This window comes from Pseudalkalibacillus sp. A8, assembly GCF_045920555.1.
Classification (GTDB): Bacteria; Bacillota; Bacilli; order Bacillales; family Fictibacillaceae; genus Pseudalkalibacillus.
On record NZ_CP174509.1, the window covers coordinates 243325 to 263181 of the forward strand.

Below are 19857 nucleotides of genomic sequence, written 5' to 3' on the forward strand. Positions count from 1 at the left end.
TCCTATATAAGGATGGGAAAAGGCATATGTGATCAAAGCAGTAGATAACCTGATTCATATCGTTTAAGTTTATATTGAAAAGGGAAAATCATTTATACGCTATAGGGTATAATAAAGACTAAATCAAAAAAGGAGATGTTTTGATGTTCCATTATACGATAACCACAAATCAAAATATTGATGAAGCTTGCGAAACATTGGAGAAACAATTAAAGGAAGAACAGTTTGGTGTACTATGGAACTTTGATCTGAAAAATACTTTGAACAACAAAGGCTTTGAGTTCAACCGTGATTTTCGTATTTTGGAAGTCTGTAATCCGAAGGAAGCGCAGCGTGTCTTGAATCAAAACGTAATGGTCGGTTATTTCTTACCATGTAAAATGGTTGTTTATGAAGATGCTGGGGTGACGAAGATCGGGATGCCCAAACCATCATCCCTAGTAACCATGGTCAATGATAAAGAAATCACCGAAATGGCAGAGGATATTGAAAAAAGATTGATAGCATGTATGGAGAAATCAAGCGTCTAAATCCTGATTTCAGACATAGAATGTACCTGTGAGATTCAATAAACATATTACAAATAAGTTACAAATATTCAAAATTCTGTTTCATTGTAAGAGCTGCAGGGTAGAAGATAAGACAATTTTCAGAAACTGTTGATTTTTGCGATGACATCCTAAGATAGTGGTGTTATAATAAAAAAAGATTTTCAGATTAGAAAATAAAAACGCAGGTGCGCCAACACCTGCGTATCATACGATAAGCTTTTCCCTTAAAGGGGATCGGCTGGACTAGAGTAGACCGTGGCCTAAAGTGTGCAGCTCAAGGACGGTCTATTTTTTATACGGGAATGACAATACGCTGATAATCAACGTGGCAAACGAGATGGTAACCATCAACGTTTGAAACACTGTCATCTTTACACCACCCCTTTCGAGTGTAGTGCCGACCGCCCTTGAGTACCGAAACTTATCGTATTTATACAATTCTATCACTTTTGGTAAAATTTCTCATGATACATATGGACCAGTTATAGCACGGCCAAACCTCCTACTAATTTGGGAGAGTAGGGGTGGGACAAGCGTTATGCATGTTAAAAGTCGCAGTTAATCGTGTAGCCTGGGAATAATAGGGTATGGTATCTGTAGGCAGCAATAATCTTAATGGAGGGAAAAGTGTGAGTTTACAAAATGAAATCATTAAGAAGTTACATGTCAAGCCGAGCATTTTACCTGGAGAAGAGATTGATCAACGTGTTGATTTGCTGAAGCAATATGCAAAAATGTCCGGAATGAAAGGGTATGTGCTTGGGATCAGTGGTGGCCAGGATTCTTCGCTTGCTGGCAAGCTCGCTCAGCTTGCAGTTAAACAATTGAGTGAAGAAACTGGAAAAGAGTATACGTTCATCGCTATGCGGTTGCCTTATGGCGTCCAGAAGGATGAGGATGATGCCCAGAAAGCACTTCGTTTCATAAATCCTGATCAGACAGTGACCTTTAATATAAAAGAGGCGGTTGATGCTTCTTATCGTTCATTCAGGGAAGGAACTGGCGAAGATTTGAGCGACTTTTTAAAAGGGAATACGAAGGCTCGTGAGCGTATGAAGGTCCAATATGATCTTGCTGCTTATCATAATCTGCTTGTCATCGGAACTGACCATGCTGCAGAAGCTGTGACAGGTTTCTTTACGAAGCATGGGGACGGAGCTTGTGACATAGCACCCCTCTTCGGCCTTAACAAAAGACAAGGAAAACTACTGTTAGAAGAACTAGGTGCTCCAAAAGCATTATATTCGAAAGTTCCAACAGCTGACCTTGAGGATGACCGGCCGGGTCTTCCTGATGAAGAAGCACTTGGATTAACCTATGAACAAATCGATGACTACCTGGAAGGGAACGAGATCGATTCCGAAGCAAGGGATACTCTCGAAAACCATTACGTGAAAACCCGTCACAAGCGTGAAGGTGAAGTTACGCTTTATGATGGCTGGTGGAAAAACGAATCGAAATAAAAATGCTGAAGGTATTTTAAAGGGCTGTCCTAGAAACGTAGGGACAGCTTTTTTTATTTGTCTTTAATGTTGTATTTTTATGAAAATTTCTTTAAGCGAAATTTGCTACACTCTGCTGGAAAAGTGAGCCAGGCTAAACCCCGCAGTGATTTAAGGATCTTCGAGTATAATAATGAACTTCGACTAAATACCCCACGTCCTGTGGTAACGTCGAAGTCAGTACATCCTGTACAAGTACGTCCTGCGCCTGGGGTTATTCGGCCCAAAACTACAAGGATGGATATGAGTCCGTGGTCTTGTGGTGAACGTCGAAGCCAGCATAAGGAAAGCTTCTAAGAATTCTCATCGCAGACACGAAAATGATTTCATTTTTGTGTTGAGATCCTGTGCAAGTGAGCGAGGAGGCTTGAGGAGCGCCCGCGGAAAGGGAGTGAATTTCTCAAAAATAGATAATTAAGCATAGAAATTTTTAATTTAAAAGGTTTTGGTCACAATAAATAGTGGAGATAAGATTTAAGCTGAAAATTTTTGCTGAAAGGGATCCTTAATTATGGTTACAGCAATCATCGTTTGTTTCGTTACCATCTTGTCTTTTTCATCATTGAAATATTGTAAGAAACGATTTGATGTGTTGGAATTGATCATTCTTTTTCTTTTTAGCAGTTGTATCTGCCAAACCATCTTTTATAAGATATTCTCCGCTTATGACCGATTGGTTATCGTCGAATCATTTTATGCAAGTTTTTCGGTCAAACTGCATTTTGGGATGATGTTGCCATCATTACTTATCTGGGTGATGTTCGTCTTAAAATCCAAGACAGAGCTATTGACCAAATTGATCGTGTCTTTTTCGTGGATTCTTTTTAATGTGATAGGTGAGAAGATCTATCTGCTTGTTGGCGTATTAGAATCTAAAACACCAAGCTGGTATCCCTCGATCGATTTGTTTTTCGGAATGTTGATCATCCCTGGGACATTGTTTTTTCTTGAAAAAATGAATGACGTATTACGAAAGGACCATGTTATTCAATGAATGTCCTCCAACCATTACTACCAGTAAAATTTGATGAAAACGAAATATATACGATTACTATCACAATGATCGTATTCATCTTGTTCATCTATTTACATAAACGGCCAAAACAATTAATGACAAGTGAAGTCATATTGTTTTATTTTATCAATTGGTTCATTGGATCGGTTGTTGAATCGATCTTAGCGGAACCGCCTCTTGATTTATATGATACTGTGGACAAACCACATGCAGAATTGATGGATATCATTTTACAGGGTTGGACCTATCCTTTACGATTTTGATTTCCTTGCATTTCTACGCAAGATATTTACCAAACTGGTTTTTATACAGTATACTGTGGACTGCCATATTGACAGCCCTGGAATTGATACGGTACACTTTTTTCAATTGTTTAAGTTCAAGGGATGGTATACCTACCATTCATCCATGTTTTACTTTTTAATACTGATTCTGAACTTCCGTTTGTTTGAGCATTTCCGATCAACTCTCGTTATAAAAACATATGGATAAGGACAAAAATCAAAAAAATATAAGCGGCATAACGATGGAACCTTCTGCGTTTTCCAGAAGACTTTTTCTTTCTTAAATACCCTGTCACCAGTAAAGGGATCAAAGCACAAACAGCCAGGAACCCTGATACACCTGATACGGTTTGTCCCCATCCTTCGCCCAACATATGAACAATGTGAAAAAGTATAGAAGTTACACCTAAAATAGCCATCGCTACGTGGAATCGTATAAAAATCCGTGTAAAGGTGACTATTTTTTTTCGTATCGAGGTTTGCCCTAAATTGCTGATCAATCGTAAAAAGATATAGAGCAAGAATGAAAGGAGAAAATAAGACAAAGCGGTATATGCCCAAAGAATAGCTTTTGTATGATTGTTTGGCGTCATCAATAAATAGACGAACCATGGAGAGGACAGCAAACAAACAATCACCATACTCTGCCAGACATTGATCTGGTATAAGAACTTGAACAATTGCATTTTCATTGATCCCATCCATTCCTGAGCGTATTCAACACTTCCTCTTAGACAATTGCATATTCTGCATTATAGACGAATATCACAATTGGGGGAAGAAGTATGGGGATTGAGCTGACTATGCTCCATGGTGTGTATCTCTTATTCATTTTCATCATAATCGGTATCATGATCATGCGAAGAGACACTACACTTGTCTGTGTGATTGGCATTTTCCTTTTAGGATTGATTGCTTCGAATTCGTTGAACATAGCAGTAAGCGGGGTCTTCAACAGTTTCATTTTTGCTATCCGTGAACTTTTAGGAACGATTCTCATCATCTCGATCATTGTTGCGATGAGCAGGATTTTGATAAGACTTGGCATAAATGAGGTGATGATATCACCATTTACAAAAATGATCAGGACACCTACACTTGCTTATTGGACGATTGGAATCTTGATGATGGTCATATCCTGGTTCTTCTGGCCATCTCCAGCAGTTGCTTTATTAGGAGCTGTTCTTTTACCTGTCGCTTTAAGAGTCGGACTGCCCGCTCTCGGAGTAGCAATGGCCATGAACCTCTTCGGGCATGGGATTGCATTGTCGGGAGATTATATCATACAAGGTGCGCCAAAGCTCACTGCTGATGCGGCAGGGATACCAGTAGGGGAAGTCATGGCGGCGAGTGTTCCGCTTGTGATCATTATGGGAGCAGTAACGACAGTGGTGGCATTTTGGATGCTGAAAAGGGATATGAGGAAAGGGAAATTAATTGTTTCAGAGGAAGAATTGATTCTCCACCAGGAGGATGAAAAGCATGAGGTCTTATCTTTTCAAACGAAGAAAACACTCGCACTCTTGATCCCTGTTGTGCTTCTGATCGATGTCGTGGTCATGTTCACCCTTGATTTACAGGGAGGAGATGCGACAGCACTTATAGGTGGTACGGTCATTTTCATCCTGATCCTGATCGCTATGATGGGTTACCGGAATCAAGGGCTGGAGAAAATTACATCTTATATGATTGAAGGTTTTCAATTCGGTTTTAAAGTGTTTGGTCCAGTAATCCCTATTGCCGCATTTTTCTACATGGGAGACGCTGGTTTCACATCGGTGTTCGGAGAGTTGTTGCCTGAGGGATCACAAGGGATTGTAAATGATCTCGGTTATGCACTAGCCCAGAACGTCCCTGTGCATGATTCAATTGCAGCCATTACTTTAACAATTGTGGGTGCGATAACAGGATTGGATGGATCGGGATTCTCAGGAATCTCATTGGTAGGTTCGATTGCGAGCCTATTTGCTATAGCAATAGGCAAAGGAATCGCAACTTTAACTGCTCTTGGCCAAATATCAGCTATTTGGGTTGGCGGAGGTACGCTTGTTCCATGGGCACTGATTCCAGCAGCTGCAATTTGTAATGTCAGTCCCTTTGAACTCGCCAGAAGAAACATGCTCCCGGTCATCATCGGCCTGTTGGTAACGACAATCGCCGCAATGTTAATCCTATCCATTTAGAATAGACTATTCCTAAAACCTATGTGTATAAGAATAGGATAATTTGAATAAACTAGTAAAAATCACTCATTTTGAAAAGTGGGTGATTTTTCGGTTTTGCGCGCCCAAATATTGGGTATAAGATATCACTTCTTGTTAAAGGTGAGATGAAGAGTGATTAAGAGGAGCGGGGATTTATTCATCATCGGCGGGAATGAAGATAAGGAAGGTGATCTGGAAGTCTTATCTATTTTCGTAGAAGATGCGATTTCGAGTGGCGGTAAAATTGGTATTTTAACTACTGCTACGGGATATCCAGAGGAAATCGGTAGTGAATACCGGGACATTTTCTTGAAGCTTGGAGCCTCTAAGGTTGATCTATTACATATTAATACCCGTGAAAAAGCTGATGAGGAGTCGTTTACAAATCAAGTCCATGGTCTATCAGCATTATTCATGACTGGCGGAGATCAGAATAGGCTTTCGAGCATCATAGGAGGAACCGCTTTTTTTAAAGAGGTGCAAAAAGCCTGGCAAAATGGAATGATTATTGCAGGAACAAGTGCGGGTGCCGCCATCATGAGCAGGCATATGATCGTTTCAGGAAAGACAAAACTGAAGCATGACAAGATTCACGTAGAAATTGGTGTGGGCTTCGGATTTCTTGAAGATGTCGTCATCGACCAACACTTTTCCCAAAGAGCCCGCTTTGGTCGTCTGCTACACGCAATTGCGCATAACCCCCAGGTTATCGGAGTCGGAATTGATGAAAACACAGCCATCTGGGTGAAGGATGGCGGTAAGTATTTTGAAGTTATTGGTGAACATTCAGTAACTGTAATAGATGGTTGCAAACTCTCATTTGTGGATATTGCAGATGAAGCAGAAAGTGATGAAGTGACGATAACAGGTGTACAGCTGCACTCTATTGCAAAAGGCTATCAATTTGACTTGGAGAACCGTAAGTTAATCAAGAAAGAGAAGGGATCTGCCCAATGAAAATCAATAAGGTGAAGTTTCTTTCTGGGCCAAACTATTATAGTTATAAACCGACCATTTGGCTTGAGTTAGATATTGAAGAACTTGAAGATATGCCGTCCGATAAAATTACTGGTTTTACAGACAGGTTGTTAGAAGTGATGCCCACATTGAACACACATTCTTGTTCACGGGGCTATGAAGGCGGCTTTGTTGAGCGGTTACGCGAAGGAACGTGGATGGGTCATATTCTTGAGCATATGGCGATCGAACTGCAATCGCTTGCCGGTATTGGTGTGAAAAGAGGAAAGACGGTTACAAGTGAGCGCGTTGGTATATATTACGTTACCTATCGTTACAAAGAAAAAGAGTCTGGATTATATGCCTTCAAAGCAGCTATGGAAATCGTCAATCATCTTCTCGAAGGCCAAACTGTCTCGATCGATCCCTATGTGAATAAAATTGAACAACTTTACTATGATAATAAATTGGGTCCAAGCACGGAAGCGATTTTTAAAGCAGCCTATAAACGTAAAATTCCAGTCGAGCAAATCGGGGATGAAAGTATTCTGCGGCTAGGTACCGGTCGAAAACAAAAACGGATGGAAGCAACAATGTCCAGTCAAGCATCATTTTTAGCAGTGGAATATGCTTGTGATAAGGTGATGACCAAATCGATCTTACAAGACGTTTGTCTTCCGATCCCAGAAGGCTGTGTCATATCATCCGAGTCTGAAATGCTCAAGGAAGCAGAACGTCTCGGTTATCCCCTTGTAATAAAGCCAGTGGACGGCCACCAAGGACAAGGTGTCTGGACGAATTTACGTTCTCAAAAAGAACTGGTTGCTGCCTATAAACAACATAAGAATGAAGAAAAAGTAATCCTTGAGCGTTATTATACAGGGGACGATTATCGGTTTACTGTAGTGGATGGCCAGCTTGCTGCAGTCAGTTTACGTCTTCCGCCTTTTGTTGTCGGTAATGGTCGTGACTCGATAAAGGTTTTAATTGAAAAGGAGAACGAAAATCCATTACGTGGCGAAGGCCATGAAAAACCGATGACGAAAATTCCGATCAATGATTCTGTTGTCAATTATCTCCGCCAATCGAATTTGAGTCTCGAAACGGTTCTTGATGAAGGGCATATTGTTCAAGTCCTGGGGAATGCCAATCTATCAACTGGCGGTTTAGCTATTGATGTGACGGACAAAATACACCGTTCTTACAAAGAGATTGCAGAAAGTTCAGCCCGAGCCATAGGATTGGATATTGCAGGGATCGATATGATCATTCAAGATATTACTGCTGCTTATAAGCCAGGATGTGCTGCAGTCCTTGAAGTGAACGCGGCTCCGGGGATCAGGATGCATCATTATCCTAGTGCAGGTACTCCAAGGGATGTCGGCGGTGCAATTGTCGATTACCTTTTTAAGAATAGGGAGGAAGCGACTATTCCTACGGTTGCTGTAACAGGAACAAACGGGAAGACAACGACAGTGAGGCTTATCTCACACTTTCTGCAACAAAAAGGAAAAACGGTTGGAATGGCACATTCAGATGGGGTTTATATTGGCAATCGTTGTATTGATAAAGGTGATTGCAGCGGCCCTGTCAGTGCCAGAAAAGTTCTCCACCATCCTGAAGTTGATGCAGCTGTTCTTGAAACTGCTAGAGGCGGTATGCTTCGAGAAGGGACAGCCTTCCGTTTTTGTGATATTGGAATCGTAACGAACGTTTCAGAGGACCACTTAGGCTTGGATGGAATCGAGACGATCAATGAACTTTGTAAGCTGAAACGGTTGATTCCAGAGGTTGTCCATCCTGATGGATATTGTGTTTTGAATGCTGATGATGGTGCCGTAGCCGAAATGAAGGATTACACGGACGGGACGGTCGTATTCACTTCATTGGATGAAAATAATGCCTATTTGCAAAACCATCGCTCAGCTAATCAAGAGTGCTGGTATGTGCAAGGCCAATGGATTGTCCACGAGAAGGATGGCAAGTCCGAGAAATTTATGAAGTATGCTGATATTCCGATCACGTTCAATGGGTATGCGAAACATAATATAAGCAACTTGCTTCAAGCCTTGGCATCTGCATATTTGCTTGGTGTTTCATACGAAATGTTACGCACGAAAGTCCTCACTTTCTTCCCGGACTTCCTACAAAGTCCTGGACGATTCAATAAAGTCGATCAAGATGGACGAACGATCGTTGTTGATTATGCACATAACACAGCAGGACTCAAAGCGATTTATAATACACTCAAGGCCATACCGTGCGAACGTCTAATTACTGCTGTATCGGCACCTGGGGATCGTTTGAATGAAGATATCCGCAATTTGGCACAAATAATCGGCAAGGAAACCGATATTGTCGTGATAAAGGAAGATGGGGACTTGCGAGGAAGGAAACCGAAAGAAGTTGCTGCCATTATGGATAAGGTGCTGGCAAAACAGCTTCCGTCAAGCTGCAGAATCATCGAGCTTAAGGAAGTGCAAGCCTTCCATAAGGCCTGGGAGACATCCCGGCCTGGTGATCTGCTCTTGTTCCTTTATGATTCATTCAGCTCGGTTGAAAACTTCTTTAAGGAGTATAAAAGGAGACGGTCCGAATTTACGAACAGATACCGCAAAACCTCTTCATTGTAAAATAAACAAAAATGTCAGGTATACCTGTACAATAGTTTTGCATCCATTTTAAGTTGATGTAAGATTGTAGTATAGATAAGCCTGACTTTTTTTCTGAAGGGTAAAACAGTATAAACATCAATGATGTCAATTACTTTTTATGTGGTAACCCACGTAGAACAAAGTCTTTGCTTGGTTCGAACCTCCCTATCGAACTTCCAATGACCTTCGAGGCTTACCAGGGTGCTTTCAAAAAAGGAGGATGATTAATGAACGTACTACCAAGTTTCCGACTGGATGGAAAAGTTGCTGTCATTACAGGTGCAGGGAGAGGAATCGGACGAGCGCTTGCAACTGGGTATGCAGAAGCTGGTGCTGATGTCGTTCTGCTTTCGAGAACAGAGACAGATCTACATAAGACGGCTGAATCGATACAGTCATTAGGGAGAAAAGCATATGTATTTCCGACTGATTTAACGAACATAGATGAAGTGAATGATATGGTGGAAAAAAGTGATTACTGAAGTTGGACAAGTTGATATCCTCGTCAATAATGCGGGGATGAACATCCGTACGCCTGCCTTTGAAGTGACAGAGGATGAATGGCAGACGATCATGGACACTAATTTAAGGTCAGCCTTCCAGCTCTCACAAAAGTTTGCACACTATATGAAAGAAACAGGAAGTGGAAGAATCATCAACATATCCTCTGTTGCCGGGACCACTGCACTTCGAACAGGGGTGGTATATGCTGCAACGAAAGCAGCGATGATCCAAATGACAAAAAATTTGGCCATGGAATGGGGAGAGCTTGGCATACAGGTCAACTCGATCGGACCATGGTACTTCAAAACACCTTTGACGGAAAAACTTCTGCAGGATCAAAAATACTTGGACAGCATCTTGTCGCGCACGCCGTTAAAACGTGTAGGTGAGCTTCCGGAATTGGTCGGTCCCGCTGTCTTCTTAGCTTCGGATGCAGCTTCTTATGTAACCGGACAAACATTGTTTGTTGATGGCGGCATGACGATTTATGGATTTTGAGTTCAGAATGAGAAAATGGGGCTGCCCAAAAGCAAAGTATCAGACCCTTACGGAAATAGTCATTTACTTATTGGACGGCCCCTATCTTCAATATATTCACCTAATCGATTTGTCCAGCTTCAGTCCCGGGCATAGCTGACATCTTTGGTGGGATGCATGAAAGGACTGCCCTTCGGTATGCGGTTCTCCTCAGCCAGCTCGCGATTTTCAGTTGAATTCCAACCGATATCATTATAAGGGTGGACCCATTCATCTCCAGACATGATTGCTGGATCGGTTTCATCGCTCCAGTTCTCAAGCGGAGAATTTTCAGATTCATAATGACTGTCCCCGATAATCACCCCGTATTGATTGACAAATGGCTGGCGTTCCTGTTCATCGACATTTTCGAAAACGGGAGCATTGGCCTGATGAGGAAGCGTACCTTCAATTGATGGATTTTGGTTTTTACTATCCATTTAATGACACCTCCAATAGAGGATATCCTTATTGTAAACAAACTCCGGTGCTTTTATGTTGATACGATTAACGGATTACACCGGATTCTAAAATATTTGTTTTAAACTTCACTTTTATATCGAGTTCAGGGTATATTTCATTCCACTTTTTTTCATCCCAGTTTCGGTAATGGGCATTTGCGCTTTTGCCAATCCCTAAAGGATCCAAACCCTGTTGTTGAAGGGTCTTGATCATAGTTTCTGACTTTTTTTCAAGAACCTTGTCAACCGATTTTTCGATGAGCTTCACCTGTTTTTCAATCCCTTTGATATTACCGGAATATTCATTGATAAGCCCTTTTGGTTGGATGATATACGTAATTTGAGGTGAATTTACATCCCCCTTTATTTTAATTTCGGGTTCAGCATTGATATGACCTAATGATACTTCTGCATTGAGTTCTTTGATAGGGATGACAAAACTTCCACTTTCGAAACCGCTGTGAAGCAAGGTGAACATGTGTAAATCCGAAGCTGGCAATTTCGATACCATCTTTCCTTTTTTAAACAAACTGACACCTTTCAAATAGACCTTACCATCTTGTGTGCCAAGTAACGGCAAAAATGGATCTTTCCCTTCAGTAAAATAATCCCTAAAAAAGAGATGGATGTTCGTTCTAGGAAACGTTTCTTGTTTTATATTTTGTTCAATCAACCTTGTCAAAGCCATTCCTAAATCTTGATTGGGAATCCTATGATCCAAAATAAAATCATGGACATTACCATCATAAACCGCTAATTTCATATTGGCGCTGACACTTGGGTCTCTTCTGAAGATATCATTCGTTTCGATGAGCCCTCTTTCAGCAAATTCAGTTCCGAACAAAACGATTTCTAGCTTACCGTTTACCAGTGGACGTTGAGCCTGTAAGGTCAATTTTTGCCCTATGTCATACCCGATTTCACCAACAGCGCTAAAATATTCATTTTGGACCGTCCCATCTGGTTGGTATTGTGGAACGACCACTGTCCCCCGTGTCTTTTCATCAGAATGATCAAAACCGACTAAGGTGAGCAGATTGATATCGTCGAGTATTTCTTTTTTTGTTGAGCAGCCGGCCAAGAGCAGACTAGTTATTAACAACAATGAGAAGATCCGTTTCATCAGCTGCTCCTCCTTCTTGATTGAAGATGGAAGACGATGAATAGGAACGGGGTATAGAGATAGATCATAAAAAATCCTACTCTGGAGACAGCGTTCATGAACATATCCGTCATTTCACGATCCGATATCAAAAGCTGTAAAACATATACGATCAAAAGCATGACAATCAGTGATCCTCTTTGTCTGATATTAAATGTCCTTTTTAAAGCCCGGCCGGCACACCAGAGACTGATACAGATATTGGGAAAGATGATCAATGCCCATATTGTGATTGCAATATATTCAAAGCGTTCCACAAATGGGAATTCAACGATCTTGAACATGCTCAAAGTAGTCCAGATTTGCCTTCCCAGCTGTTCTTGACTGAAGTAGGAGAAGGAAACGATTGCGACAATAACATAGAGGATTATTGAAAAAAGGATGCCAAATTGCCCCCATTTTTGCGACTTTTCCGGCTTTTTAAGAAAAGGATATAAAATCAGTATCACTTCAAATCCGATATATTCAAGTGTCGCTGTCTTCGAAGATAATAAAATATCTTTGATCGAGTGATTGAAAACCGGCTGTAAATAGTCCCAATCACTATACTGTAGTGGAAAATACAAAAAGAAAACAAGGAATAAAGGGAGTATGACACCAAAGAATGCGACCCCTGTGATGAGTCTGAAACCGCCTGATATCGTATAGTAGAGAAGAAGGATAAAGATCACAAGAAAGACCCAATGCTCCATCTCCGGAAACATCCACACCTGGACAACCTCCATATAACTCCTGAGCACAGTTACGCCCATCAACAGAAAATAAAGTGCGAATAGGAAGCTGAAAAAATTTCCTGCATGTTGGCCATACGCACGTTGATGGATTGCGATCAAATCACCTTTCTCTTTATTCAACATCGAATACATCATCCACAGGATCAAATGGATGGACAGACCGGATATGATGATGGAAATCCAAGAATCATACTCTGCGTTCACGGCTATATATCGTTCGTATCCAAGGATGCCGATCCCGATCTGCATCGTATGGATCAGAAAGAAAGCCATGCCGGGGGAGACTTTAAAGCGTTCTTGTATATTGGAGCCCATAAAGGTCTGCCTCCTTTCTACCTACTCGTCAATATCCCTTTTTTGTTTTGCTTTATGTTTTTTGAAGCGTTTCGTATCTTCAGTCTGAAGATTGATTGGACGTAAGGATTGTGCAGAGAAAGGAAGCCGCACAATCGTATCTTTCAAATCCTGGACCCTGGGTGGAAACAGGGGTTCAAGGTACGGCCTCCCAAGGGATTCAACCCGTAACAAATGGACAAGCAAAAAGCAGAAACATATCATGATTCCTAATAACCCCCATAATTGAGCAAAAAACAAAAATGGGAATCGTATCAACCGGATCGTATTGCCCATTTTATACACTGGTGTTGTGAAGGAAGCCAGTGCAGCAAGTGCGACAATGATGAGGAGGACGTTGCTCGTCAAGCCTGCTTCAACGGATGCTGTTCCAATGACGATACCTCCAACGATCCCGATTGTTTGGCCGACTTTTGTCGGAAGTCGGGCACCAGCCTCACGTAACAATTCAATCGCAAGTTCAAGGATGATTGCCTCTAATATAGGTGGAAATGGAATGTTGCTCCGGGAAGTGACCAAAATTCCCAATAAGTCTTTCGGTATCAATTCATAATGATAGGTCAATACAGCAACATAGATCGGTGTGGCAAAAACCGAGAACATGACCGAAAACATCCGGATTACCCGGAAGGTCGTAGCTACGTGCCAGTTCAAAAAATAGTCTTCAAAGGATGAAAAGAACTCGATCAAGGTTGTAGGACCGATCAAGGCATGTGGAGATCCCTCAACTAAAATGGCGATCTTACCTTCCGACAGCGCAGCTGATACACGGTCAGGCCTCTCTGAGTCAATCAGCTGGGGAAAAGGTGAATTCTGGTTGTCCGCGATTAATTGGGTAATGAATGAGCTGTCCAAAATTTGGTCGAATTCAATTTCTTCGATCCTTTGAAGAACGGTATTGATGTTCTCTTCATTGGCGATTCCTTTTACGTACAAAACACTGATTAGTGTTTTCGAAGTCGTCCCGATCCTCATTTCCTCTACCGTCAGGTCCAAGGTCGGCAACCTTTTCCGGACCAGGTGCAGGTTTGTATCGAGTGACTCGACAAAAGCTTCCTTAGGACCGAGTACACTAAATTCGATTTCAGGTGCAGCAACTTCTCTGCTCGAAGATGAAAGAGCCTTTATCAATAGACATTCATCATTGTTCGTATTGAGTTGCAAAACAACATAACCAGCAAGCAGTTTTTCTTTTATTTCATGGATTTTATCAGAAATGAGGATATTATCGATAGGAATGTTCCCTTTTAAATCCTCTATATTCTTTTGTTTTTCATGCTGGACATATGGAAGGATGTCACGGTGTAATGTATCCATATCAACCAGCGTCTTGATGTAGGATATATAGATTGTCCCGGTTTCTTTCTTTATCTCAAAGCGAACAAAATCTTTGGAGCTGGATGCCATGTCAAAGAGATCAGAAAGGGTTTGGGGTTCAATTTTTTTGTTTTCATTTTGTTGTGGAGAAGAGTTCATCCACTTTTGTAAAAATTTCTTCATTACAAAAATTCCTCTCTCGACCATCTTTGTTACTCTTTACGGTTACCAATTATTAGTAAGAGTATGCGATAATGGAATAAACTCTTTTATCTTGAATAAAACGTAAATATTGGGGTTACATAGTAGAATTTAACGAGTCAAAACATAAAAAAAGAAGGTCCATAATTGGACCTTCAAAGTGCGTTTTCGCTGCTTCTATTTAAGCTTGAATGATTGAATTGACTTTAACAGGGCTTGGGCTGTTATCGTTAACGAGTCTGCCTGGTTGTTGACTTCCGCCATAGTTTCCAGTTGTTCATCGGTAGTCGCAGATACCTGCTGGGTACGGTCTGCAGACTCTCTTGCGATTCGTGCTGTGTCAGTAGTGGATGAATGTACCTGTTCTGAACTCGCTGAAATTTCTTCAACAGAAGCAGAGACGTCTTAAATTTGTCCGGCAACCTCTTCAATGAGGGTGGCGATTTTTTCAAATGATTGTTCAGCGTCCCCGATCACAAGCGACCCATTCTCGACTTCTTTTTTACCGCTGTTCATAACTGATACGGTCTGTTGTGTTTGGGTTTGAATACGTTTGACAAGTTCTGAGATTTGGGAAGCGGATTGCTCGGATTGTTCCGCAAGCTTTTGAACTTCTTTCGCTACGACAGCAAATCCTTTTCCGTGTTCACCGGCACGGGCAGCTTCGATGGCAGCATTCAATGCCAGGAGGTTCGTCTGATTAGCAATCTCTGTAATGACATTGACAATCTGATTGATTTCTTTCGATTGTGAGCTGAGCTGCTGAATTTTATCTGCTACGTTGTCTGTAACAGAATCGATCGCATCCATCTGCTCCCGTACTTTTATGATGAATCTCTTGCCAGAATCAACTTCTTCTGTAGCTTTATTGGACTTTTCAGCGACAACTGAAGCAGATTCAGCGATACGTTGGATACCGGCTGTCATTTCATCCATGATTCGAGCCGTTTGTTCTGCACCGCTTAATTGTGTATCGGTACCTATTGCAACTTCTCTCAGCATTGTATTGATTTCCTTTGAGGATGCTCTCGTCAGCTGAACTTGGTTAATGAATTGTTTTGACGTATCGACAACTTGATCACTATTTACAGATTTTCCGAACGGGAAAGCCCATGCAGGGCATAGCCCGCCTTTAGGCATGGGATGAGAGTGAGAACGGATACGGAGCACCGCTAAAACCGTATCATTAATCAACTATCATTTCGTTTTTTGTCCTCGATACAGAAGGAAAATATTTCTCCGTACTGATGTAGAGGAACGATTTAAACAGTTAGTACAGGAAATATGTGAAGAATTAGAAATTGTCATTGTTGCTTTAGAGTGCGACAAAGACCATACCCACATGTTCCTAAACACACTACCAACACTTAGTCCTGCTGATATTATGGCAAAAATCAAAGGAGTGACTTCTAGAAAGTTAAGAGAGGAATTTCCTCATCTTCAACATCTGCCGAGTCTTTGGACACGTTCCTATTTTGTATCGACCGCAGGAAATGTATCGAGTGCAACCATTAAGCGTTATGTTGAACAACAAAAAACAAGGGGGTGAGCGTTTTGGATAAACAGGAAATCACACTTAATGGACTTGTTGCAAGACAAGTTTCATGAATGGAAACACGAACACTTCCAGCTATATGATGAAGATGGAAACGAATTAAACGAAGATTTGGAAATCGAAATCGACCAAACTCTACATGACTTTATAGAAAATACATCTCATGAGATCTATTCCAACAAAATTTTAAAGAAATGGGGGTGAATATATGCCGACAATCACGCTACGCTTAGAGCTACATAAACCGACTCTTGCCAAACAACAGATGTATAAACGAATGGCAGAGACAAATACAGGATTTGCGAACTGGTTATTGCTTCATCCAGACATAAATCAGGCAACCAGTCGAATCTTTAAGGAGTTTTCAGCAGAGAAATTTCCATCCGCAGTCATTAATCAAACCATTAGAGAAGTAAAATTTCAAAAGAAAAATCAGAAAGCAAAGACCTTCCGTAAAATGTGGTGCTGCTTTAATAATCAAAACTTAAAAATAGAAAAGAAGAGTAAATTATACACCGTTTCTTTTCCTACACTTGCAAAACGTATAGGGGTTCCAGTAATAGCAAAACCATTTCAAATAAAGTGGCTTGATCAAATGATCAGTGGAAGCGTAAAGATAGGGACTGGAAAGCTTTATCAAAAGAAAAAGAAATGGTATCTTGCCATTTCAATCACTTGGAATGTGGAATCATCACAAGGTAAAAAAGTCATGGGGATTGACTTGGGACTTCGATATCTCGCAGTTGCCAGTATTGGAACAAAGTCTTTCTTCTTTAAAGGCTCAAAAGTCGCATATACTCGTAGACACTTCTCGGCAAGAAGAAGGAGACTAGGAAAAGCGAAAAAACTACAAGCCATTAAGAATTCCAAAGGCAAAGAGTCTCGTTGGATGAAAGACCAGAACCATAAAATCAGCCGTCAAATCGTTAACCTTGCACTCGCCAACGGTGTTGGAGTGATTCGCATGGAAGACTTGACGGATATTCGAAATACTACCAAATCAAAGAAAAACGACCAAGGTAGGAGCCTGCATTCATGGTCGTTCTACCAACTTAAAGAGTTCATCAAATACAAAGCTGAGATGATAGGGATCCGTTTTGAATTGGTGAATCCAGAATACACCAGTCAAACTTGCAAATGTGGTCATCAAGCGAAAGAAAATCGAAACGGTCTCCATTTTCAATGTAGAGAATGTGGCTACACCTGTCATGCTGACCTCAATGGAGCCATTAATATATCGAAAGCGATTTCGGGTTTAGTAGCCTAGCATACTGGTAATAGGTATGCCGCCCATGTGGGTACATTTTAACTGCATGGGACGGGGTAATGAGATACCCTCATCTTGGAGGCTGTTCAAAACAGAAATGGACTGCGAACGCTTAGTCATTCAAGAATCTCACCCCTCACACCGTAAGGTGTAGGGCTTGCGGCTTTAGCCGTGGGAGTCTCAACCTGATATTTTCTATAAGTGCTCTTAAATTACCGGTCATTTGATTAAAAGCATCTGCAAGCTATCCAAATTCATCCTTAGATTGAATATCAAGCTCCGTTCTTAAATCGCCATTTGCTACTTTTTTCATTGTCCGGACTGTTTCATATAAAGGATTTAAGATCAGTAAGCGAACGGCCAGCATGAAAAGGAAAGCAGTAACGGCAAGACTTACGATCGTATTGAGAACAATAGCGACACTTGCAGGAAGATCATCAATCAATCCAGAGAGCATACCATTAAGGAATGTGGAAATAGGTGTACTGATGAGCAAGCTGACAAGCAATACAAGAAAAAGTTTAACACCGACACTTTTCAAGGAACGTTGAAATTTGAAGGATGAAACTGTGTTTGTTAGGACAGAGCTTTTTGTGGACATTTTATAATTTCCTCCGTTTCAAATAAACCATTCATTCTAAATATAATATCGACACTTTTCGGAAAACTTTGACTCCATCTTTCAGCTAATGAATATTTTATTCGTCTTTGAAACTTTTTCGGGGGAAAATCGACTATTAATAGTAAGAGGGGGAGAAAACCGTGATGGAACATATATTTAACCGGTTATATGTTGACTATCACCAATCGCTGTTTCAATTTCTCGTTTATATGTTAAGAGATCGGGATGCAGCCGAAGAACTCGTCCAAGACGTTTATATCAAGGTGATAAACTCCTATGACAAGTTCAAAGGGGATAGCAGTGAAAAAACTTGGTTGTTTTCAATCGCGCGAAATGTAGCGATCGACTATATAAGAAAGCAGAAAAGACAGAGAAAAACAGTAATAGGTTCATTCGATATGGAAGAGAGAGAAAATCAACTGGTCCATCCTGACAGACTACCGGATGAGATTCTAGAACAGAATGAATCCTTCAGACAAATGTTTGATGCATTATCTCAATGTAAGGAAGATCACCGTCAATTGATTTTATTACGATACATCCATGGTTTTAGTATAAAAGAATCGGCAGCGATCATGGGTTGGTCCGAAGGAAAGGTGAAAACGGTGCAGCACAGGACACTGAAAACTTTGAAAAACATTCTTGATGACAGCAAGAAGGAGGAAGAATTGTCAAATGGGACAATCTAAATGGAACGAAGAAAAAATCATTCAAACACTCCGTGATTTTCCTGAGATTGAGGATCGTCAGAAAAAAGAAGAGTTGTTTGCAAAGATAGAAGAGCGAATCGAGTCAAAAAAAACGAAACGGAAGACTTTCCGCTTCATGCCGATGCTTGCTGCCGCGTGTGTCCTGTTGATCGCTGCCATCATTTCACCAGTTGTCCTTCAAGAAACAGTGTTCAAGAATCCAGGAAGCGAAACGGGACAAAAATCATCAGGTTCCCCGTCAGAGCCAGGAAATGAACCTCCGAATATACAGAAGACCCCCGAAAGGTCCGTACCGCCTGCTTCTGACACAGAAGAGGGGAAAACACTTAAAGCTGAACCGCCTGCAGAAAGTGAGATTGAACCAAAAGCTTATGAAAGCCACAATGTCACCTATCATTCAGGGGTGGTGGAAGTGCCTCAAGACAAGCAGGTGATCACTGTCTATTATACGGATGAAGTAGCCGAAGGTGTAGTTCCTGTCAGTTTTTTGGCGGATAAAGAATTGCCGAAAATCGAAGCACTTCAACAGGCGTTCCAAATGATCAATCCGGATGAACTAGGCGTTTTTGAAACAGAATTCCATAAGGGTGATAAGGTCAAAGTTTCAGATGACCAGGAAAAGAAATCGCTCATTGTAGATATCGAACCAGGATCGATCCAAGGGGGAACGGGTGAACGTATGTTCATGGATACTGTGAACTTCACGGCCTATAACCTGGGATATGAGAAAATCATTTTTAGAACAAGTGGGGAGCCTGGTTATGAATTCCCTCATTTCGGACCACGTGAAATGGTGGAGATTGAATCACCAAAAGGAGTCAGTACTTTACTGACAAAGAACGGAACACTTCTTCTCGTAGAAGGAACCAACGCGAATGAATCAGAAGAGCGGTCAAATTTTGAAGAGATCATCAGGACGGTTAAAATCGATACAAGCGGATTTGGGTATGAAGAGACCATCCAACCTAGCTTCTTCATTAAAGAAATAAGTGAAAGCGAAAATACTGTAACAGTAGAGCTTGTTAAAGGATCAAAGCTTGAAAACAGCATGATGTACATTGCTATGATTGAAGCCATGTTGCTGACAGCAGGTCAGTTTGGATACGAGCAGGTGCACCTTATCGGTTCAGATACCAAAGAGGTTGGACCATACAACTTAGAAAAGCCGATCCCTGTTCTAAAAGCACCGAATGTCATTTCAAATTAAGAAAGCAGCTGCCATTGATATGATCCCCACATAGTAGACAGAAAAAAGAAAGCACATTAATCTGTCTATTATGGAGGGGA

At 41.1% G+C, this 19857-nt stretch carries 20 protein-coding genes and 1 pseudogene; 13 read left to right on the plus strand and 8 right to left on the minus strand.

Features of this window, described 5'->3' with window-relative positions:
* The first annotated feature begins 143 nt into the window (after window positions 1-143).
* On the plus strand, window positions 144-530 hold the full coding sequence (locus ACJROX_RS01345; protein ID WP_408009018.1) for a DUF302 domain-containing protein: 387 nt from the start codon (window positions 144-146) through the stop codon (window positions 528-530).
* Between the two features lie 306 nt (window positions 531-836).
* On the opposite strand, the gene ACJROX_RS01350 is transcribed toward ACJROX_RS01345, so the two are convergent.
* Window positions 837-920, minus strand: a complete 84-nt coding sequence (locus ACJROX_RS01350) for a putative holin-like toxin (protein ID WP_369010071.1) — start codon at window positions 918-920, stop codon at window positions 837-839.
* A gap of 260 nt (window positions 921-1180) precedes the next feature.
* Between ACJROX_RS01350 and nadE the strand changes: the two genes are divergently transcribed.
* The 3 genes from nadE to ACJROX_RS01365 all read left to right on the plus strand — a co-directional run bounded on the left by nadE (window position 1181) and on the right by ACJROX_RS01365 (window position 3331).
* Window positions 1181-2014 (plus strand): ammonia-dependent NAD(+) synthetase, encoded by an 834-nt coding sequence (gene nadE, locus ACJROX_RS01355; RefSeq protein ID WP_408009019.1) that lies wholly within the window; start codon window positions 1181-1183, stop codon window positions 2012-2014.
* A gap of 550 nt (window positions 2015-2564) precedes the next feature.
* Window positions 2565-3047: a hypothetical protein gene (locus ACJROX_RS01360; RefSeq protein ID WP_408009020.1), complete on the plus strand. Its 483-nt coding sequence runs from the start codon at window positions 2565-2567 to the stop codon at window positions 3045-3047.
* A complete protein-coding gene (locus ACJROX_RS01365) occupies window positions 3044-3331 on the plus strand; it encodes a hypothetical protein (protein ID WP_408009021.1) in 288 nt (95 codons plus the stop codon). Before ACJROX_RS01360 ends, ACJROX_RS01365 begins: the two co-directional genes overlap by 4 nt.
* Window positions 3332-3540: 209 nt before the next feature.
* Here the strand turns inward: ACJROX_RS01365 and ACJROX_RS01370 are convergent, their stop codons facing one another.
* Complete coding sequence (locus ACJROX_RS01370) at window positions 3541-4044, minus strand: hypothetical protein (protein ID WP_408009022.1); 504 nt, start codon at window positions 4042-4044, stop codon at window positions 3541-3543.
* 93 nt (window positions 4045-4137) lie between these two features.
* On the opposite strand from ACJROX_RS01370, the gene ACJROX_RS01375 reads away from it, so the two are divergent.
* The 4 genes and pseudogenes from ACJROX_RS01375 (at window position 4138) to ACJROX_RS01390 (ending at window position 10169) form a co-directional block, all read left to right on the plus strand.
* Complete coding sequence (locus tag ACJROX_RS01375) at window positions 4138-5535, plus strand: hypothetical protein (protein ID WP_408009023.1); 1398 nt, start codon at window positions 4138-4140, stop codon at window positions 5533-5535.
* Window positions 5536-5688: 153 nt separating this feature from the next.
* Complete coding sequence (locus ACJROX_RS01380) at window positions 5689-6513, plus strand: cyanophycinase (protein WP_408009024.1); 825 nt, start codon at window positions 5689-5691, stop codon at window positions 6511-6513.
* Complete coding sequence (gene cphA, locus ACJROX_RS01385; protein WP_408009025.1) at window positions 6510-9146, plus strand: cyanophycin synthetase; 2637 nt, start codon at window positions 6510-6512, stop codon at window positions 9144-9146. Before ACJROX_RS01380 ends, cphA begins: the two co-directional genes overlap by 4 nt.
* 248 nt (window positions 9147-9394) lie before the next feature.
* Window positions 9395-10169: pseudogene (locus ACJROX_RS01390) on the plus strand (SDR family NAD(P)-dependent oxidoreductase).
* 119 nt (window positions 10170-10288) lie between these two features.
* Here ACJROX_RS01390 and ACJROX_RS01395 read toward each other — a convergent pair.
* From ACJROX_RS01395 to ACJROX_RS01415, 5 genes are all read right to left on the minus strand, one after another.
* On the minus strand, window positions 10289-10627 hold the full coding sequence (locus tag ACJROX_RS01395; protein ID WP_408009026.1) for a DUF3905 domain-containing protein: 339 nt from the start codon (window positions 10625-10627) through the stop codon (window positions 10289-10291).
* Window positions 10628-10694: 67 nt separating this feature from the next.
* The gene (locus ACJROX_RS01400; protein WP_408009027.1) at window positions 10695-11771 is read right to left on the minus strand and encodes a Ger(x)C family spore germination protein; all 1077 of its coding nucleotides are present in this window, start codon (window positions 11769-11771) and stop codon (window positions 10695-10697) included.
* The gene (locus ACJROX_RS01405) at window positions 11771-12859 is read right to left on the minus strand and encodes a GerAB/ArcD/ProY family transporter (RefSeq protein ID WP_408009028.1); all 1089 of its coding nucleotides are present in this window, start codon (window positions 12857-12859) and stop codon (window positions 11771-11773) included. Before ACJROX_RS01405 ends, ACJROX_RS01400 begins: the two co-directional genes overlap by 1 nt.
* A gap of 21 nt (window positions 12860-12880) precedes the next feature.
* Entirely contained in the window at window positions 12881-14398 is a 1518-nt protein-coding gene (locus ACJROX_RS01410; protein ID WP_408009030.1) for a spore germination protein, read from the minus strand.
* Between the two features lie 423 nt (window positions 14399-14821).
* Complete coding sequence (locus ACJROX_RS01415; protein ID WP_408009031.1) at window positions 14822-15610, minus strand: methyl-accepting chemotaxis protein; 789 nt, start codon at window positions 15608-15610, stop codon at window positions 14822-14824.
* On the opposite strand from ACJROX_RS01415, the gene tnpA reads away from it, so the two are divergent.
* The 3 genes from tnpA to ACJROX_RS01430 are packed head-to-tail and all read left to right on the plus strand — an operon-like array spanning window position 15576 to window position 17238.
* Window positions 15576-15965 (plus strand): IS200/IS605 family transposase, encoded by a 390-nt coding sequence (gene tnpA, locus ACJROX_RS01420; RefSeq protein WP_408011551.1) that lies wholly within the window; start codon window positions 15576-15578, stop codon window positions 15963-15965. The two genes, ACJROX_RS01415 and tnpA, sit on opposite strands and share 35 nt — an antisense overlap.
* A 30-nt stretch (window positions 15966-15995) precedes the next feature.
* On the plus strand, window positions 15996-16175 hold the full coding sequence (locus ACJROX_RS01425) for a hypothetical protein (protein ID WP_408006921.1): 180 nt from the start codon (window positions 15996-15998) through the stop codon (window positions 16173-16175).
* A 4-nt stretch (window positions 16176-16179) separates the two neighbouring features.
* Window positions 16180-17238, plus strand: a complete 1059-nt coding sequence (locus ACJROX_RS01430) for an RNA-guided endonuclease TnpB family protein (RefSeq protein ID WP_408006920.1) — start codon at window positions 16180-16182, stop codon at window positions 17236-17238.
* Between the two features lie 244 nt (window positions 17239-17482).
* Here the strand turns inward: ACJROX_RS01430 and ACJROX_RS01435 are convergent, their stop codons facing one another.
* Complete coding sequence (locus ACJROX_RS01435) at window positions 17483-17839, minus strand: HAMP domain-containing protein (protein WP_408009032.1); 357 nt, start codon at window positions 17837-17839, stop codon at window positions 17483-17485.
* A 161-nt stretch (window positions 17840-18000) separates the two neighbouring features.
* Here ACJROX_RS01435 and ACJROX_RS01440 point away from each other — a divergent pair, with 161 nt between their 5' ends.
* Window positions 18001-18549: an RNA polymerase sigma factor SigX gene (locus ACJROX_RS01440; protein ID WP_408009033.1), complete on the plus strand. Its 549-nt coding sequence runs from the start codon at window positions 18001-18003 to the stop codon at window positions 18547-18549.
* Entirely contained in the window at window positions 18536-19777 is a 1242-nt protein-coding gene (locus ACJROX_RS01445) for a hypothetical protein (RefSeq protein WP_408009034.1), read from the plus strand. The genes ACJROX_RS01440 and ACJROX_RS01445 overlap by 14 nt, the downstream gene beginning before the upstream one ends.
* Window positions 19778-19857: the final 80 nt, after the last annotated feature.

What these genes read in the sequence shown, in the direction of transcription:
- ACJROX_RS01400 (WP_408009027.1), bottom strand. Translation starts at nt 11,771, where the DNA reads ATGAAACGGATCTTCTCATTGTTGTTAATAACTAGTCTGCTCTTGGCC.
- ACJROX_RS01345 (WP_408009018.1), top strand. Translation starts at nt 144, where the DNA reads ATGTTCCATTATACGATAACCACAAATCAAAATATTGATGAAGCTTGC.
- ACJROX_RS01360 (WP_408009020.1), top strand. Translation starts at nt 2,565, where the DNA reads ATGGTTACAGCAATCATCGTTTGTTTCGTTACCATCTTGTCTTTTTCA.
- ACJROX_RS01375 (WP_408009023.1), top strand. Translation starts at nt 4,138, where the DNA reads ATGGGGATTGAGCTGACTATGCTCCATGGTGTGTATCTCTTATTCATT.
- cphA (WP_408009025.1), top strand. Translation starts at nt 6,510, where the DNA reads ATGAAAATCAATAAGGTGAAGTTTCTTTCTGGGCCAAACTATTATAGT.
- ACJROX_RS01350 (WP_369010071.1), bottom strand. Translation starts at nt 920, where the DNA reads ATGACAGTGTTTCAAACGTTGATGGTTACCATCTCGTTTGCCACGTTG.
- ACJROX_RS01435 (WP_408009032.1), bottom strand. Translation starts at nt 17,839, where the DNA reads ATGTCCACAAAAAGCTCTGTCCTAACAAACACAGTTTCATCCTTCAAA.
- ACJROX_RS01370 (WP_408009022.1), bottom strand. Translation starts at nt 4,044, where the DNA reads ATGAAAATGCAATTGTTCAAGTTCTTATACCAGATCAATGTCTGGCAG.
- ACJROX_RS01410 (WP_408009030.1), bottom strand. Translation starts at nt 14,398, where the DNA reads ATGAAGAAATTTTTACAAAAGTGGATGAACTCTTCTCCACAACAAAAT.
- ACJROX_RS01430 (WP_408006920.1), top strand. Translation starts at nt 16,180, where the DNA reads ATGCCGACAATCACGCTACGCTTAGAGCTACATAAACCGACTCTTGCC.
- ACJROX_RS01395 (WP_408009026.1), bottom strand. Translation starts at nt 10,627, where the DNA reads ATGGATAGTAAAAACCAAAATCCATCAATTGAAGGTACGCTTCCTCAT.
- ACJROX_RS01425 (WP_408006921.1), top strand. Translation starts at nt 15,996, where the DNA reads ATGGACTTGTTGCAAGACAAGTTTCATGAATGGAAACACGAACACTTC.
- ACJROX_RS01445 (WP_408009034.1), top strand. Translation starts at nt 18,536, where the DNA reads ATGGGACAATCTAAATGGAACGAAGAAAAAATCATTCAAACACTCCGT.
- ACJROX_RS01405 (WP_408009028.1), bottom strand. Translation starts at nt 12,859, where the DNA reads ATGGGCTCCAATATACAAGAACGCTTTAAAGTCTCCCCCGGCATGGCT.
- ACJROX_RS01365 (WP_408009021.1), top strand. Translation starts at nt 3,044, where the DNA reads ATGAATGTCCTCCAACCATTACTACCAGTAAAATTTGATGAAAACGAA.